Origin of the sequence: Rhodococcus sp. SORGH_AS_0303 (assembly GCF_030819335.1) — a bacterium.
Lineage (GTDB): Bacteria > Actinomycetota > Actinomycetes > Mycobacteriales > Mycobacteriaceae > Rhodococcoides.
In genome coordinates, this window is record NZ_JAUTBO010000001.1 from 1,307,272 (window position 1) to 1,319,763 (window position 12,492).

At 67.8% G+C, this 12,492-nt stretch carries 16 protein-coding genes; 9 read left to right on the forward strand and 7 right to left on the reverse strand.

Going from position 1 to position 12,492, the window contains the following annotated elements; all coding sequences use genetic code 11:
* Entirely contained in the window at window positions 1–450 is a 450-nt protein-coding gene (locus tag QE449_RS06085; protein ID WP_051613146.1) for an SRPBCC family protein, read from the reverse strand.
* Between the two features lie 41 nt (window positions 451–491).
* Complete coding sequence (locus tag QE449_RS06090; RefSeq protein ID WP_307108464.1) at window positions 492–1,532, reverse strand: ferredoxin--NADP reductase; 1,041 nt, start codon at window positions 1,530–1,532, stop codon at window positions 492–494.
* 113 nt (window positions 1,533–1,645) lie between these two features.
* Between QE449_RS06090 and QE449_RS06095 the strand changes: the two genes are divergently transcribed.
* From QE449_RS06095 to QE449_RS06120, 6 genes are read left to right on the forward strand one after another with little or no spacing between them, the layout of a single operon-like run.
* Window positions 1,646–2,689 (forward strand): alpha/beta hydrolase, encoded by a 1,044-nt coding sequence (locus tag QE449_RS06095; protein ID WP_307108465.1) that lies wholly within the window; start codon window positions 1,646–1,648, stop codon window positions 2,687–2,689.
* The gene (locus tag QE449_RS06100; protein WP_307108466.1) at window positions 2,689–3,558 is read left to right on the forward strand and encodes an SDR family NAD(P)-dependent oxidoreductase; all 870 of its coding nucleotides are present in this window, start codon (window positions 2,689–2,691) and stop codon (window positions 3,556–3,558) included. The genes QE449_RS06095 and QE449_RS06100 overlap by 1 nt, the downstream gene beginning before the upstream one ends.
* A gap of 2 nt (window positions 3,559–3,560) precedes the next feature.
* Complete coding sequence (locus QE449_RS06105; protein WP_027504905.1) at window positions 3,561–4,481, forward strand: hypothetical protein; 921 nt, start codon at window positions 3,561–3,563, stop codon at window positions 4,479–4,481.
* A complete protein-coding gene (locus QE449_RS06110) occupies window positions 4,478–5,971 on the forward strand; it encodes an NAD(P)/FAD-dependent oxidoreductase (RefSeq protein ID WP_222632788.1) in 1,494 nt (497 codons plus the stop codon). Before QE449_RS06105 ends, QE449_RS06110 begins: the two co-directional genes overlap by 4 nt.
* Window positions 5,972–6,015: 44 nt before the next feature.
* Entirely contained in the window at window positions 6,016–6,774 is a 759-nt protein-coding gene (locus QE449_RS06115) for a MerR family transcriptional regulator (RefSeq protein ID WP_222632787.1), read from the forward strand.
* Between the two features lie 35 nt (window positions 6,775–6,809).
* The gene (locus QE449_RS06120; RefSeq protein WP_307108467.1) at window positions 6,810–7,856 is read left to right on the forward strand and encodes an SMP-30/gluconolactonase/LRE family protein; all 1,047 of its coding nucleotides are present in this window, start codon (window positions 6,810–6,812) and stop codon (window positions 7,854–7,856) included.
* Window positions 7,857–8,148: 292 nt separating this feature from the next.
* Here the strand turns inward: QE449_RS06120 and QE449_RS06125 are convergent, their stop codons facing one another.
* Window positions 8,149–8,370 carry a hypothetical protein gene (locus tag QE449_RS06125; RefSeq protein ID WP_307108468.1) on the reverse strand — a complete coding sequence of 74 codons (222 nt, stop codon included), beginning with the start codon at window positions 8,368–8,370 and terminating at the stop codon, window positions 8,149–8,151.
* 117 nt (window positions 8,371–8,487) lie between these two features.
* Entirely contained in the window at window positions 8,488–8,934 is a 447-nt protein-coding gene (locus QE449_RS06130) for a DUF3558 domain-containing protein (RefSeq protein ID WP_051613148.1), read from the reverse strand.
* Between the two features lie 320 nt (window positions 8,935–9,254).
* Between QE449_RS06130 and QE449_RS06135 the strand changes: the two genes are divergently transcribed.
* A complete protein-coding gene (locus tag QE449_RS06135; RefSeq protein WP_307108469.1) occupies window positions 9,255–9,620 on the forward strand; it encodes a hypothetical protein in 366 nt (121 codons plus the stop codon).
* A 1-nt stretch (window position 9,621) separates the two neighbouring features.
* Here the strand turns inward: QE449_RS06135 and QE449_RS06140 are convergent, their stop codons facing one another.
* On the reverse strand, window positions 9,622–10,275 hold the full coding sequence (locus QE449_RS06140; protein WP_307108470.1) for an NUDIX domain-containing protein: 654 nt from the start codon (window positions 10,273–10,275) through the stop codon (window positions 9,622–9,624).
* A gap of 61 nt (window positions 10,276–10,336) precedes the next feature.
* On the opposite strand from QE449_RS06140, the gene QE449_RS06145 reads away from it, so the two are divergent.
* Window positions 10,337–11,260: an ADP-ribosylglycohydrolase family protein gene (locus QE449_RS06145; RefSeq protein WP_307108471.1), complete on the forward strand. Its 924-nt coding sequence runs from the start codon at window positions 10,337–10,339 to the stop codon at window positions 11,258–11,260.
* Complete coding sequence (locus QE449_RS06150) at window positions 11,257–11,766, forward strand: O-acetyl-ADP-ribose deacetylase (protein WP_056448287.1); 510 nt, start codon at window positions 11,257–11,259, stop codon at window positions 11,764–11,766. The genes QE449_RS06145 and QE449_RS06150 overlap by 4 nt, the downstream gene beginning before the upstream one ends.
* Before the next feature lie 4 nt (window positions 11,767–11,770).
* Here QE449_RS06150 and QE449_RS06155 read toward each other — a convergent pair whose 3' ends face one another.
* Window positions 11,771–12,196 (reverse strand): DoxX family membrane protein, encoded by a 426-nt coding sequence (locus QE449_RS06155; protein ID WP_056448542.1) that lies wholly within the window; start codon window positions 12,194–12,196, stop codon window positions 11,771–11,773.
* A 10-nt stretch (window positions 12,197–12,206) separates the two neighbouring features.
* Window positions 12,207–12,452: a hypothetical protein gene (locus QE449_RS06160; protein ID WP_027504915.1), complete on the reverse strand. Its 246-nt coding sequence runs from the start codon at window positions 12,450–12,452 to the stop codon at window positions 12,207–12,209.
* Window positions 12,453–12,492 lie beyond the last annotated feature (40 nt).

Genomic DNA, 12,492 nt, shown 5'->3' on the forward strand with positions numbered 1-12,492 from the left:
CTAGGTGCTGCGCGGCGACTCCAACCGGGAGCGCAGGGTGCGATCGGTGACGGAGATCCCCTGGTTGATGAAGGGTTCGACCACCTTCGCGAGTGCCTTGCCCGTGAACCCGCCGGGGAACTCGTAGCGGAACTCGACGTCGGCGACGCAGTGTCCGTCGTCCACGGGGGTGACCACCCAGCGAGAACTGGTCTCGAAACCCTTCACCGACGACAACGCGATGACGGAACCGTCGACCCACTCGACGATGTCCACCGTGGAGTGCAGAGCTTTGGGTCCGAGCTTCATCTCGGCGTCGAAGCGATCGCCGGTGCCGCGCGACACCGGTCCGACGGGGACGAACGAGGTGACGCCGAACATCCAGTCCGGCACGTTCTCGTACGAGGACAGGTAGTCGAAGGTCGCCGACGCCGGTGCGGCGATCTCGACGTGCTTGGTGATGACGGGCATGAGGTCTCCTGGTGCGGCTGTGGTGTGAGGGATTCGGTCGGTCAGTCGATGCGGATGGTGAGAGCGTCGGACACGGGCACCGACTGGCAGGCCAGGCGCACTCCCCGGTCGAGCTCGTACTGATCCAGCGTGTCGTTGACGCGCATGTGCACGTCACCGCTGACGAGAGTGAACGCGCAGGCGCCGCAGTTGCCCTCGCGGCACACGAACGGGGCGTCGATTCCCTCGGCGAGCATGGCGTCGAGCAGCACGGTGTCGGGTGCGCAGTGGAACGAGTGATCGTCGCCCTCGACCTCCGCGGACACGGGAACGCCCGTGGCCGAGGACGTCTCGACGAGGGTGGTGTGGAACGGGTCGGTGGTGATCGACGTGAACACCTCACGGTGGATGTTCTCGGGCGACACCCCCGCCGCGAGGAGCCCCTGCTGCGCCACCTCCATGAACGGCTCCGGCCCGCAGAGGTACGCGTCGGCGTCGGCGATGCCGGAGACGGCGTCGGTGAGACCGGTGGCAGTGGGCAGGCCCGACGCCGACTCGTGCCAGTGCCGCACCGTGAGGCGGTCCGGATGCTGCTGCTGCAGATCGTCGAGGGTGGCGGCGAACATGACCGAGTCCGGATCTCTGTTCGCGTAGAACAACACGACCCGTCCGTCGTGCGACGCCAACGCGGTCTTGAGGATGGACATCACGGGCGTGATGCCGCTGCCGGCGGCGACCAGGACGAGCGGGCGATCCCATCGCGCGGGAACGAAGGTGCCCGCGGGAGCCAGTGTCGTCAGTGCGGATCCTGCCGTCGCGGTGTCGCACAACCAGGTGGACCCGAGGCCGCCCGCGGTGCGCTTGACGGAGATCGCGGGGCGCTCGCCGGTGTCGGGACTGCTCGACAACGAGTAGCACCGTGCGGCGGAACCGCCGTCGCTCAGAGGAATTTCGACCGTGAGGAACTGGCCCGGGCGGTAGCGCAGAGCCTTGCCGTCGGCGGTGGACAGGACCAACGTCACCGCGTCCGCCGTCTCGCGGATCACCTCGTCGACCTGCAGTCGGAGTGTGCGGACGGCGGTGTCCGCGGAGTCGATCGCCACGATGTCTTCCCCTCGTCGGCCGGGTGTGTCCGGCACTCCGGACTACACCGAAGATTGTTTCATTGAACTATAGGCCATTGACAAATGGCACAGTCATCCGTGACGCTTCCGGCATGACATCGACGCGTCCGATCCCCGAGCGGGGGTCCCTGCGGTCCCGCGCCGCGGCCCGAGTCACGCAGTCGACCTTGCGACCGATCGCGTCCCGACTGCCGTTCGGGCGCGGCGGCGAACGCGTCGCCCGCATCCTCGTCGAGGTGGCCATGCGTGCCTGCGGCGGAATCGCACCCGGCACGGTCGTCCGCACCGTGCGCGAGGACGGTGTGGTCGGGGAGTGGGTCGACACCCGGGCAGGCCGGAGGCCGGTCGAAGATGGGGCAGGCCGGAGGCCGGTCGAAGATCGGGCAGGCCGGAGTCCGGTCGAAGGTGGGGACGGTTCCGTGGACACCGCCGGCCCGATCCTCTATCTGCACGGCAGCGCGTACGCGATCTGTTCCGCACGGACGCACCGCGGCTTGGCGTCGCGGCTCTCCCGCGCGACGCAGCGTCCGGTCTTCGTGGTCGACTACCGACTCGCCCCCGAGTTCCCTTTCCCCGCCGCAGCCGACGACGTCGAGCGGGCGTACCGCTGGCTGCTGTCGAGCGGCCACGCACCCGAGTCGGTCGTCGTGGCCGGTGACTCGGCGGGCGGTCACCTCGCGCTGGACCTGGTGCTGGACAACGCCCGACGATCGGTTCCGCAGCCGAGTGCGGTCCTCCTGTTCTCGCCGTTGATCGATCTGACCTTCACCCTCGCGCAGAACCGGGAGCGCATCCGTCGCGACCCGATGATCTCCGCAGCGGCGGCGCGGGCACTCACCGCGCTCTACACACGCGGCGAGGATCCCGACGGGCGGCGCCTACGACTCGCGGTCGAGGCGGGAACGGCACTGCCGCACTTCGTGGTTCAGGCCGGCGGTGCGGAGATGCTCGTTGCCGACGCCGAGCACCTGCGCGATCTGGTGGTCGATGCCGGTGGCACCTGCACGCTCGAGATCTGGCCCGACCAGATGCACGTGTTCCAGGCTCTGCCGCGCATCAGCCCGGAAGCGGACCGGGCACTCGCCCGCGCCGCACATGCCCTGACAGCCCTCCATCGAACAGAGACGAGACACTGATGTTCTCTCGATCCAGACCACGCCTCACTCACGGGGCGGACGCCGTGGTCACCGGCGCCGGCAGTGGCATCGGCCGCGCCTTCGCGCTCGAGATCGCCCGCCGCGGTGGCCGCGTCGTCTGCGCGGACATCTCGCTCGAACGCGCCGAGGAGACGGTGCGGATGCTCGACGGCCCCGGCTTCGCCGTCCAGTGCGACGTCGCCGTGCAGTCGCAGGTCGAGGATCTCGCGCTGTTCGCCGAACTGGAGTTCGGTGGCGCGCCGACGCTCGTGATCAACAACGCCGGCGTCGGCATCGGTGGCAAGCCAGTGGGCGACATCGGGTTCGAGGACTGGAACTGGGCGCTCGGCATCAACCTGTGGGGAGTGGTCCACGGATGCGAGACGTTCGTTCCGCTGCTCCGTACCGCGGGTCGCGGCGGCATCATCAACGTGGCTTCGGCCGCGGGATTCGCCGCGGCACCGACGATGGGGCCCTACAACGTCGGCAAGGCGGGCGTCATGTCGCTGTCCGAGACTCTGGCGGCGGAACTGTCCGGGTCGGATGTCCACGTGACCGTGCTGTGCCCGACCTTCGTCAAGACCAACGTCGCGGTCGACGGTCGCATCACCGAGCGCTCCACGGAACTCGCGCAGAAGTTGATGCGATGGACCGGCTTCTCACCCGAGCGGATCGCCGTCACCACGCTCGACGCGCACGACAGGAACCGCCTCTACGTCGTGCCCCAGCTCGACGCGAAAGCCATCTGGCTGACGAAACGGCTCCTCCCCACCCTCTACACCCGCGGAGCAGGGCTGCTCGACCGCCTGCTCCCCGGCGAGCCCGCCCCACAGTCCCTTCCCGCTGTTTCCGCCTCGACAGGAGTATGACGATGGCCTTCGACTTCGACGCCATGCTGGACAAGATCAAGGACCGCCAGTGGTCCCTCGCGGACATCGACTGGGACGCCCCCGGTGCCGAGATGATCCCGCCCGAGCAGCACGCCAAGCTCAAGCCGTTCCTGTCCGACCTCATGTGGATCGAGAACGTCGGCGCGCGCGGATTCGCCGCGATGGCACGCAAGGCGCCCACCGAGACGCTGCGCGAGATCTACCGTTACTTCCACGCGGAGGAGCAGAAGCACGCGAATGCCGAACTGGCACTGATGCGTCGCTGGGGCATGCTCGAGAACGACGAGATCCCGCAGCCGAACGTCAACGTCAAGCTGATCATCGACTGGCTCGACAAGTACTCGGATCAGACGCCGCTCGCCGTGCTCGGCACCGTCATCCCGATGCTCGAGGTCGCGCTCGACGGTGCGCTGGTCAAGTTCATCGTCGACGAGATCGACGACCCGGTCTGCCAGGAAGTGTTCAAGCGCATCAACGCCGACGAGTCGCGGCACCTCGCCGTCGACTTCGAGGTCATCGATCTGCTGGGCCACGCGAAGATGCGCCGCATTCTCGTCGAGACGATCGGCGCCTGGATGCATCCGTCGCTCATCATCGGCACCCTGCGGTACATCCCACTGCTGAACAAGATGCGGGACAACATCGTCGAGATGGGTGTCGACGAGGAGCGCCTCTACACCGCGATGAAGCGCTTCAAGAAGGTGGGCGAGCGCAGCGAGTTCCCGAAGCGTCTGCCGATGTACCGCTTCATCAGCTGGCACGGGAGCGTCGTCATCAACCGCGACCACCCGTACCACAAGTTCGCCGACTCGATGGTGACGCTGACGGCCAAGTACCCGAAGCGGCTGCTGCGCCCGCAGCCCACGTGGTCCAAGGAACTCACGTACGAGCCCGTCGCATGACCGAGATTCTCTCCACCGCCATCATCGGAGGCGGATTCGCCGGCATCGGTGCCGCGATCCGGCTGCAGCAACGGGGGATTCGCGACATCGCCATCCTCGAACGCGGCACACGTGCCGGTGGGACCTGGCGTGACAACACGTATCCCGGTGCAGCCTGCGACATTCCGTCCCGCCTGTACTCGTACAGCTTCGCCCCCAATCCGGACTGGTCGCACACCTACTCCGGGAGTGCGGAGATCCTGGGCTACATCGACTCGATGGTCGAGAAGTTCGAGCTGAGCCGCTACCTCCGGTTCGGTCACACCGTCGTGGACGTCACCTGGCACGAGTCCCGGTCGCTCTGGGAGATCTCGGTCCAGGACCGGGAACCCGTCCTCGCCCGCACCGTCGTGATGGCGTCGGGACCGCTGGCGAACGTCAGCCTGCCCAAGATCCGCGGCGTCGAGACCTTCGCGGGAGCGAAGATCCACAGCGCCCGGTGGGACCACGACTACGACTTCGCCGGCAAGAAGGTCGCCGTCGTCGGCACCGGAGCCAGCGGCGTGCAGATCGTTCCCGAGCTGGTGAAGGTCGCCGAGTCGGTCAAGGTCTTCCAGCGCACGCCGGGGTGGGTGCTGCCCCGCACCAACTTCCGCACCCGCGGACTGACTCGCGAGATCTACCGCCGCGTGCCCTTCAGTCAGAGCGTCGCGCGCAAGGCCTGGTTCTGGGGCCACGAGTCGGTCGCCCTCGGGGTCGTCTGGAACTCGCCGCTCACGCGCGTGGTGGAGGGAGTGTCGAAGCTGCACCTACGCAGTCAGGTTCCGGATCCGTGGCTGCGGCGCCAGCTGACGCCGGAGTTCCGCGCCGGCTGCAAGCGCCTGCTGATGACCAGCAAGTACTACCCGGCGCTGCAGAAGGACAACTGCACGCTCGTCACCTGGCCCATCGCACAGATCTCCGAGAAGGGAATCCGCACGGTCGAGGGAGTCGAGCATCAGTTCGACGCGATCGTCTTCGCCACCGGGTTCGACGTCTCCAAGACCGGGTCGCCGATCCCCATCACCGGGCGCGACGGGCGCGTCCTCGCCGACGAGTGGAGCCGGGGAGCGCACGCCTACAAGTCGATCGCGGTGTCCGGGTACCCGAACATGTACTTCACGTTCGGGCCCAACTCCGGACCCGGCCACAGCTCCGCCCTGGTCTACATGGAGGCGCAGATCGACTACCTGGTCGATGCCATCGCCACCGCCGTGAACCAGAACTTCGTGCTCGACGTCCGCGCCTCGGTGCAGGCCGAGTACAACGCGGACCTGCAGCAGCGGCTGACCAAGACGACGTGGAACTCGGGGTGCTCGAGCTGGTACCTCACCGAGGACGGTTTCAACGCCACGATGTTCCCGGGCTTCGCCACGCAGTACGTCAAGCAGCTCGAGACGGTGCTGTTGCCGGACTACTCGGTGACGGCGGCAGCGACGGCACCGGTCGACGAGGTCGTCGCCGCGGTGTGACCGAGCGTTAGTCTGGAGGTCCGGCCGAGTGGAGGAGTGAGTCGATGACCGAGTACCGCATCGACGAACTGGCTCATGCCGCGGGCACGACCTCGCGCAACGTCCGGGCCTACCGTGAGCGTGGACTGCTCCCGCCCCCGCGTAAGCGGGGGCGGGTCGGCATCTACGACGACTCGCACCTCGCCCGGCTGCGACTGATCGACATCCTGCTCCAGCGCGGCTACACGACCACACACATCAGCGACTTCATCGATGGCTGGGAGAGCGGCAAGGACCTCACCGAGGTTCTCGGTCTGCAGCGCGCCCTCACCGAGCCGTGGTCGACGACCGGCGAGGTGCAGTCGGTCTCCGTCGACGAGGCGCGGCAGATGCTCGGCGACCCCGACGGCGTCCAGCTGTCCAGGCTCGTGGAGTACGGACTCGCGCGTGTCGACGGTGACCGGTGCACATTCACCGATCCGAAGCTGTTGCAGGGCTTCACCTCCCTCGCGACCTACGGCTTCGGGATCCGCGAGGTCATGGACATCCACGAACGGCTCCATGCGGCCGTCGACGGAATGTCCAAGGACATGATCTCGACTGTGAAGAGTCACATCGTCGACCGCTACGGCGAGGGTTGGATTCCCGAGGGTGACGACGTCCTCCGAGCCACCGAGATGTTGCAGATCATGCGCACTCTCGCAGTCGATTCCGTGCATTCGTTGCTCGGCCGCACACTCGACCGCAACCTGCAGGAGCAGCTCGGCGAGTACCTCGAGGTCGCCATCGACAACACCTCTCGTTCGGACCGTCACACAGCCTGACCTCGCTTTTCGGACCAATGGGGCATGGTGGAGTCATGAACCGCACCAGACTGTCCGCCGCTGTCGCCCTCGCCGGCGCCACCGCCCTCGTTCTGACCAGTTGCTCGTCGTCGAGCGAGGAGGGGCAGGCGACGCCGGCGTCCTCCAGCGCTGCTCCGGCGTCCTCCAGCACTGCTCCGTCGTCGTCGGCGGCGAGTACGTCCTCGGGCGCCGCCTCGAACGCCACCGTCTACACGTTGCCGGGAACCGGCGTGTTCCCCGAGGGCATCACCGCCGACGACGACACCTTCTACGTCTCGTCGACCTCCGACGGCGCCATCTTCCGCGGCACGGTCGGCAACACCACCGTCGAACCGTTCCTCCCCGGTGGACAGGACGGTCGCACCGGCGCGGCGGGACTGGACGTCGACGGGGACGACGACGAGAACACCCTCGTCGTGGCGGGCGGTGCGACCGGCACCGTCTGGATCTACGACGCCGAGTCCGGCGCACTGCGCGGGAAGTTCACCAACGGGCTCGGCCAGGACGCCACCTTCCTCAACGACGTCGTCATCGCCGACAACGGCGACGCCTTCATCACCGACTCGCGCAACCCCACGCTGTGGCGCATCCCGGCGAACGCCACCGGTGAGGGCCGATTGGAGCCGTTCGTCGACTTCACCGGATCCCCGTTCGCGTACGGCGAGGGCTTCAACGCCAACGGCATCGTCGAGGCGGACGACGACAACGCATTGGTGATCGTGCAGTCCAGCACCGGCAACCTGTACCGCGTGGCCCGCGACTCCAAGGCCGTCACGCAGGTGGACCTCGGCGGCGCGACACTTCAGAACGGCGATGGCATGGAGATGGAGGACGACACGCTCTACGTGGTTCGCAACCGCGACAGCCTCATCGCCACAGTCGATCTCGACGACGACGGCAACCGTGGGCGGGTGACCGGTGAGATCACCGACCCCAGCTTCGCCTACCCCACCACCGTCGCCGACGTCGACGATCAGCTGCTGGTGGTCAACAGCCAGTTCGACAAGCGTGGGGGCACTCCGGTGGAGCCCTTCACCGTGGTCGGTGTGCCTGAGCGGTAGGGGTCGGGCTTGGGGTGTGCGCTGGTTGCGTGTGGGGCGGTCGGTCGGTCGGTGCGTGTGCGACGGTGGTTGGCGGCTCGTAGCGGGTGTGTGCATGGGTTGCGTGGTGCGCACACCCCTTTCCGCCGGTGGAGCGGGGTGTGGGTGGCTGGAAGTAGTGCGGGTCGGTCGGCTGGGTGGTGCTTACCGTTGGTTGGCGGCTCGTAGCGGTGGTGTGCACGGGTTGCGTGGTGCGCACATCCCTTTCCGCCGGTGGAGCGGGGTGTGGGTGGCTGGAAGTAGTGCGGGTCGGTCAGCGAGGGCCGGTGTTGGCGATGCGGGACGTCGAGTCGTCCTCCGTTTCCTGGTACCCGCGACCCGCTTCGAGGAAGGCCTCGCGGAGGTTGGTGACGGCGGTGATGTGGGCCGCGAGCACGGAGCTCAGTGAACCCTCCGGGCCGTGGGTGAGGTCGGAGTACTTGCGCTCCAACGCGAGTCCGGAGGGCAGAGTTCCAAAACCACCGCGGACGTTCATACTGCTCGCAAGATGCGCGACGGAAGTCAGACCGTCGATGTAGTCGTCACACGCTGACGCGCACCGTGCCGCTTGCTCTGGCGTTGTCTCGAGCTCAGCCGTCATGGCTAGTCCTTGTCATGTCGGTAGATAAGAGGACAACACGTTGCTCGACCCGAGTGCGGCAACGCATGGATCGGTCTCCGCTGCGTGGGTGAGCTTCGTGTCGATGAGGATCGCGATTGTGCCGCGTTTCCAGTCGAATGCCACCACGCAACTGCGCGACGGGTCAGCATTCTCGGCGAGTCGGAAAGACACGGCGGCGGTGCGACCCGCGACGTCGACCTCACGGAGTTCCGTGTAGGTCGGATTGCTCCGGAACTCGTCGAGCGTGCGGGTTGTGGCTTGAACGTCCAGGAAGAATGAATCGCCCGCCCACGCGCAGGACTTCCATTGGCCCGAATTCAGTGGGCCACCGTCGTCCTTCGTCGCCGGATCTGCCCCCGCCGCCCGGATGGCCTCGTCGGGTACCACGGTGCAGGGGTCGAAGAGTTCCATCGCGACCGGCTCGGCGGTGCCGCTCACCCCACCGCACCCGGTGAGTGACGCGACGACTGCCGCGACAGCGAGTACCCCACAGTTCCTGCGCACACGTCGTTGGACGCACGCTCCGCTCCTGCGGTTCCGTGCTCCCACTGCACACAACGGTGTCCCCACGGGCACATCCGACCATCCGGAACCGTTCTGTGTGCAGAAATGCGCGCCGGGAACCGAGCGGGTGGTTGCGGCGTCGAACGCTGTACCGCGCCACGGCGGACGATCGGAAGGCCTTCACCATGCACTCGACCACTCTGCCCGTTCCTTCCAGCGGTATTGGAAGTCTGACCAACGCAACATCATTGGCCGTGCTCGTCGCGTTCGCGACCCAGTGTGCGGTGGCGTGTGTCGCCGCGATCGCGGGATTCGGCGCCGTCGTCGTCAGTGCCCTCGCTGCCTTCGCGAGTGCGGACGAGTCGCCTGGCGCGATGTTCGTGGGCTCACTCGCCGATGCGTGGGCGTTCGTTCTCGTCGTCGCTGCGGTGGGGCACGGGGTGCTCGCGACGATGATCGTGCAACGCCGACGTTCGGCACGCATCGTCGTGACGGCAGTGGCCCTCGTGTGGGCGGTGGCGCTGGTGCACTCCCCGATGGTGTGGCCGTTGGTGGTGGTGCAGGCGGGTTCTGCGCTGGCGTGGTGGATCCCGACGCCACGGCGCCCGACCCCCAACTGACTCACACGAGCAGCGCGGCGATGGACCCGGCAAACGTCTCGTCGGGCCTGCGTTCGTAGAGCTCGGCGGGGCGTCCGCCCGCAGCCGACGTGGTGGCGCCCGTACCGACCAGCGCCCCGATCACATGACGGCGGAAGGTGTCCTTGCGCAGCGGGCGGTCGAACACGGTCTCGTACAGGGTGCGCAGATCGAGCAGCGTGAAGGTGGTCCCCAGCAGGTGCGACGGATCAGGACGGGTGAGGTAGCGAGACCGCAGGTCGCCCACGGCGGCCGACACCATGTCGGCATGGTCGAAGGCCATCGGTTCCACAGGCCGATCCGCCTCGACGGCCAGGAGATCGGTGCCGGAAGGCAGGGAGTCGGTGGGCGCCTCCGCGCAGTGCGCCATCGACAGGACCCATCCTCGATCGTCGCGGTCGGGAGCGTCGAACATCCGGATCTGATGGAACTCGACGCCGTCGATGCCGGCCTTGGTGCTCAACGCGCGCCTCGCCGCATCGGCGAGTGTCTCGCCCGGATGCAGGAATGTGCCGGGAAGTGCAGCTCCCCAGGGTGATTCCACCGTCACCACGTTCAGCGTTCCGCCGTGGACGGTGAGAACGGCGACGTCGACAGCGACGGACGGTCGTGGGTACGTCGTCAGATCGGAGGGCATGGGTTGCAGCTTAGCGCAGTGGTGCGTTATGTTTAGCGCACAAACGAGCAAAGGGGACGACATGAAGCTGACCGACGAACAGAAGAACCGCGCCGAGGGCGTCGTGCTCGGCACCGCAGCCGGTGACGCACTGGGCGCCGGATACGAGTTCGGCTACCCGACGCCCGAGACGGTGATCGACATGATCGGCGGCGGCACCTTCGACTGGGCGCCCGGCGAGTGGACGGACGACACGTCGATGGCCCTCTGCATCGCCGAGGCGCTGGTGGAGGGCCGGGGACTCGACGGCGTCGCGGCGAACTTCGTGGCCTGGATCGACACGAACCCGGCGGACGTCGGTATCCAGACGCGCACGGTGTTGTCCCGGCGCAGCAGGTCGGCTACCGAGATGACCGCCGTCGCCGCAGGACTGTCCGGCAGGACAGGTGGCAACGGTTCGCTGATGAGAACTGCCCCGGTGGCGCTGGCGTATCTCGACGACCCGGATCAGCTCTCGGTGGCCGCTGCGCAGATCAGCGCCCTGACGCACAGTGATCCGCAGGCGGGGGAGGCATGCCAGATCTGGAGTGCCGGCATCCGGCACGCCGTCCTGCACGGCACCTACGACGGCATCTCGCTGTACCTCGACGCGGCGGAGCCGTCGGTGCGCGACACCTGGGCGCCGTTGCTCGACGCCGCGGAGAAGGGGCGCCCGTCGGACTTCGACAGGAACGGGTGGGTGGTGCACGCGCTCCAGACGGCCTGGTCGGCCATCACGACCACCGAGGAGAACGTGGACCAGCTGACAGCGGCGCTGGAGGCGTGTGTCCGCGCGGGCGGCGACACCGACACCACCGCGGCCATAGCCGGTGGGCTTCTCGGCGCACGCTGGGGCGCCTCGGTGATCCCCGAGGCGTGGACCACGATCCTGCACGGGTACCCCGGACGACGAGCCGCGGACCTCGCGGATCTGGGACGTCGCCTCGCAGAAGGAGCAGCAGCATGAGTGTCATCGATGTGGTCACCGGAGACATCACCACCGTGCGCGCGGACGTGATCGTCAATGCCGCCAACTCGACCCTCCTCGGTGGAGGCGGGGTGGACGGCGCCATCCACCGCGCAGGCGGACGAGAGATCCTCGACGCCTGCAAGATTCTGCGGGCGACGACCCTTCCGAACGGACTCGACACGGGTGCCGCCGTCGCGACGCCCGCAGGCCGCCTGCCGGCGAGGTGGGTCGTCCACACCGTGGGGCCGCGGTACTCGGCGCGCGAGGACCGCTCGCCGATCCTGCGCGCAGCGTACGAGCGCTCCCTTCTCCTGGCTCACTCGCTCGGAGCATCCTCGATCGCGTTCCCGCTCATCTCGGGCGGTGCGTACGGATGGCCGGTGGAGCTTGCGGTCGCCGAACAGGTGCGCGCGGTGACGTCGGCGCCCGTGTCCGTGGATCTCGTGACCCTGGTGGCCTACTCGGCCGAGGTGCACCGCATGACGACGCGGGCCGTCGGCTGACCGGTCATCGCCGACGTGCTCGCCACGCCGACCAGGCGCCGGTGGCCCACAGAGCCCAGATCACCAGCAATGGCTGGAACAGCAGCCGGATACCTCGTGCCCGATCGGTGTCCAGCCCGAAAGCGTCTGTGTGCGTGACGAACTGAGAGATATTGCCCGGGAACACGGCGACGAAGAACAGCGCCGTGACCCACCCCACCGCCACCCGGTACCGCGTCAGGGCGACGAGAGCCAGGCCCAGCACCACCTCGACGACACCCGATGCGACCACCACGAGATCGGTGTCGAGCGGCATCCACGTCGGTACCTGCGCGGCGAACTCCTGCCGGGCCCAGAACAGGTGGCTCAGTCCGGCGAACACCAGGAACGCGCCGAGGACGAGACGCCCGACGATACGAGGCACGGTCGCAGGGGCGGGGCGCGTGGTCATGCCTGCCACCCTACGAGGCGCCGCGCTGCCGGTCCGGTCGGCCGAGAACGCGGCCCAGCTCCTCGTGCGCGTAGACCCTGTTCTCGCAGTAGACGGCGCCGCCGACGCACTCCTCGTCGTCGCAGTCGCAGAATCTGTACGGCTCCGCGTTCCAGCGGCTGCCGTACTGCGACCCCGGCTCCGCGACGAGTGCGGCGACCTCGCGCACCGTCCTCTGCTCGCTGCGTCTGCGCTGCCCCCGGCGATGTCCGCCCATGTCCGTCCCCCCGTTGTCGGTGGCGTCACGCTAGGGGAGG

Excerpts from the sequence above, each read along its gene's own strand:
- QE449_RS06085 (WP_051613146.1), bottom strand. The coding sequence starts at position 450 with ATGCCCGTCATCACCAAGCACGTCGAGATCGCCGCACCGGCGTCGGCG.
- QE449_RS06095 (WP_307108465.1), top strand. The coding sequence starts at position 1,646 with ATGACATCGACGCGTCCGATCCCCGAGCGGGGGTCCCTGCGGTCCCGC.
- QE449_RS06100 (WP_307108466.1), top strand. The coding sequence starts at position 2,689 with ATGTTCTCTCGATCCAGACCACGCCTCACTCACGGGGCGGACGCCGTG.
- QE449_RS06105 (WP_027504905.1), top strand. The coding sequence starts at position 3,561 with ATGGCCTTCGACTTCGACGCCATGCTGGACAAGATCAAGGACCGCCAG.
- QE449_RS06110 (WP_222632788.1), top strand. The coding sequence starts at position 4,478 with ATGACCGAGATTCTCTCCACCGCCATCATCGGAGGCGGATTCGCCGGC.
- QE449_RS06115 (WP_222632787.1), top strand. The coding sequence starts at position 6,016 with ATGACCGAGTACCGCATCGACGAACTGGCTCATGCCGCGGGCACGACC.
- QE449_RS06120 (WP_307108467.1), top strand. The coding sequence starts at position 6,810 with ATGAACCGCACCAGACTGTCCGCCGCTGTCGCCCTCGCCGGCGCCACC.
- QE449_RS06125 (WP_307108468.1), bottom strand. The coding sequence starts at position 8,370 with ATGAACGTCCGCGGTGGTTTTGGAACTCTGCCCTCCGGACTCGCGTTG.
- QE449_RS06140 (WP_307108470.1), bottom strand. The coding sequence starts at position 10,275 with ATGCCCTCCGATCTGACGACGTACCCACGACCGTCCGTCGCTGTCGAC.
- QE449_RS06145 (WP_307108471.1), top strand. The coding sequence starts at position 10,337 with ATGAAGCTGACCGACGAACAGAAGAACCGCGCCGAGGGCGTCGTGCTC.
- QE449_RS06150 (WP_056448287.1), top strand. The coding sequence starts at position 11,257 with ATGAGTGTCATCGATGTGGTCACCGGAGACATCACCACCGTGCGCGCG.
- QE449_RS06155 (WP_056448542.1), bottom strand. The coding sequence starts at position 12,196 with ATGACCACGCGCCCCGCCCCTGCGACCGTGCCTCGTATCGTCGGGCGT.
- QE449_RS06160 (WP_027504915.1), bottom strand. The coding sequence starts at position 12,452 with ATGGGCGGACATCGCCGGGGGCAGCGCAGACGCAGCGAGCAGAGGACG.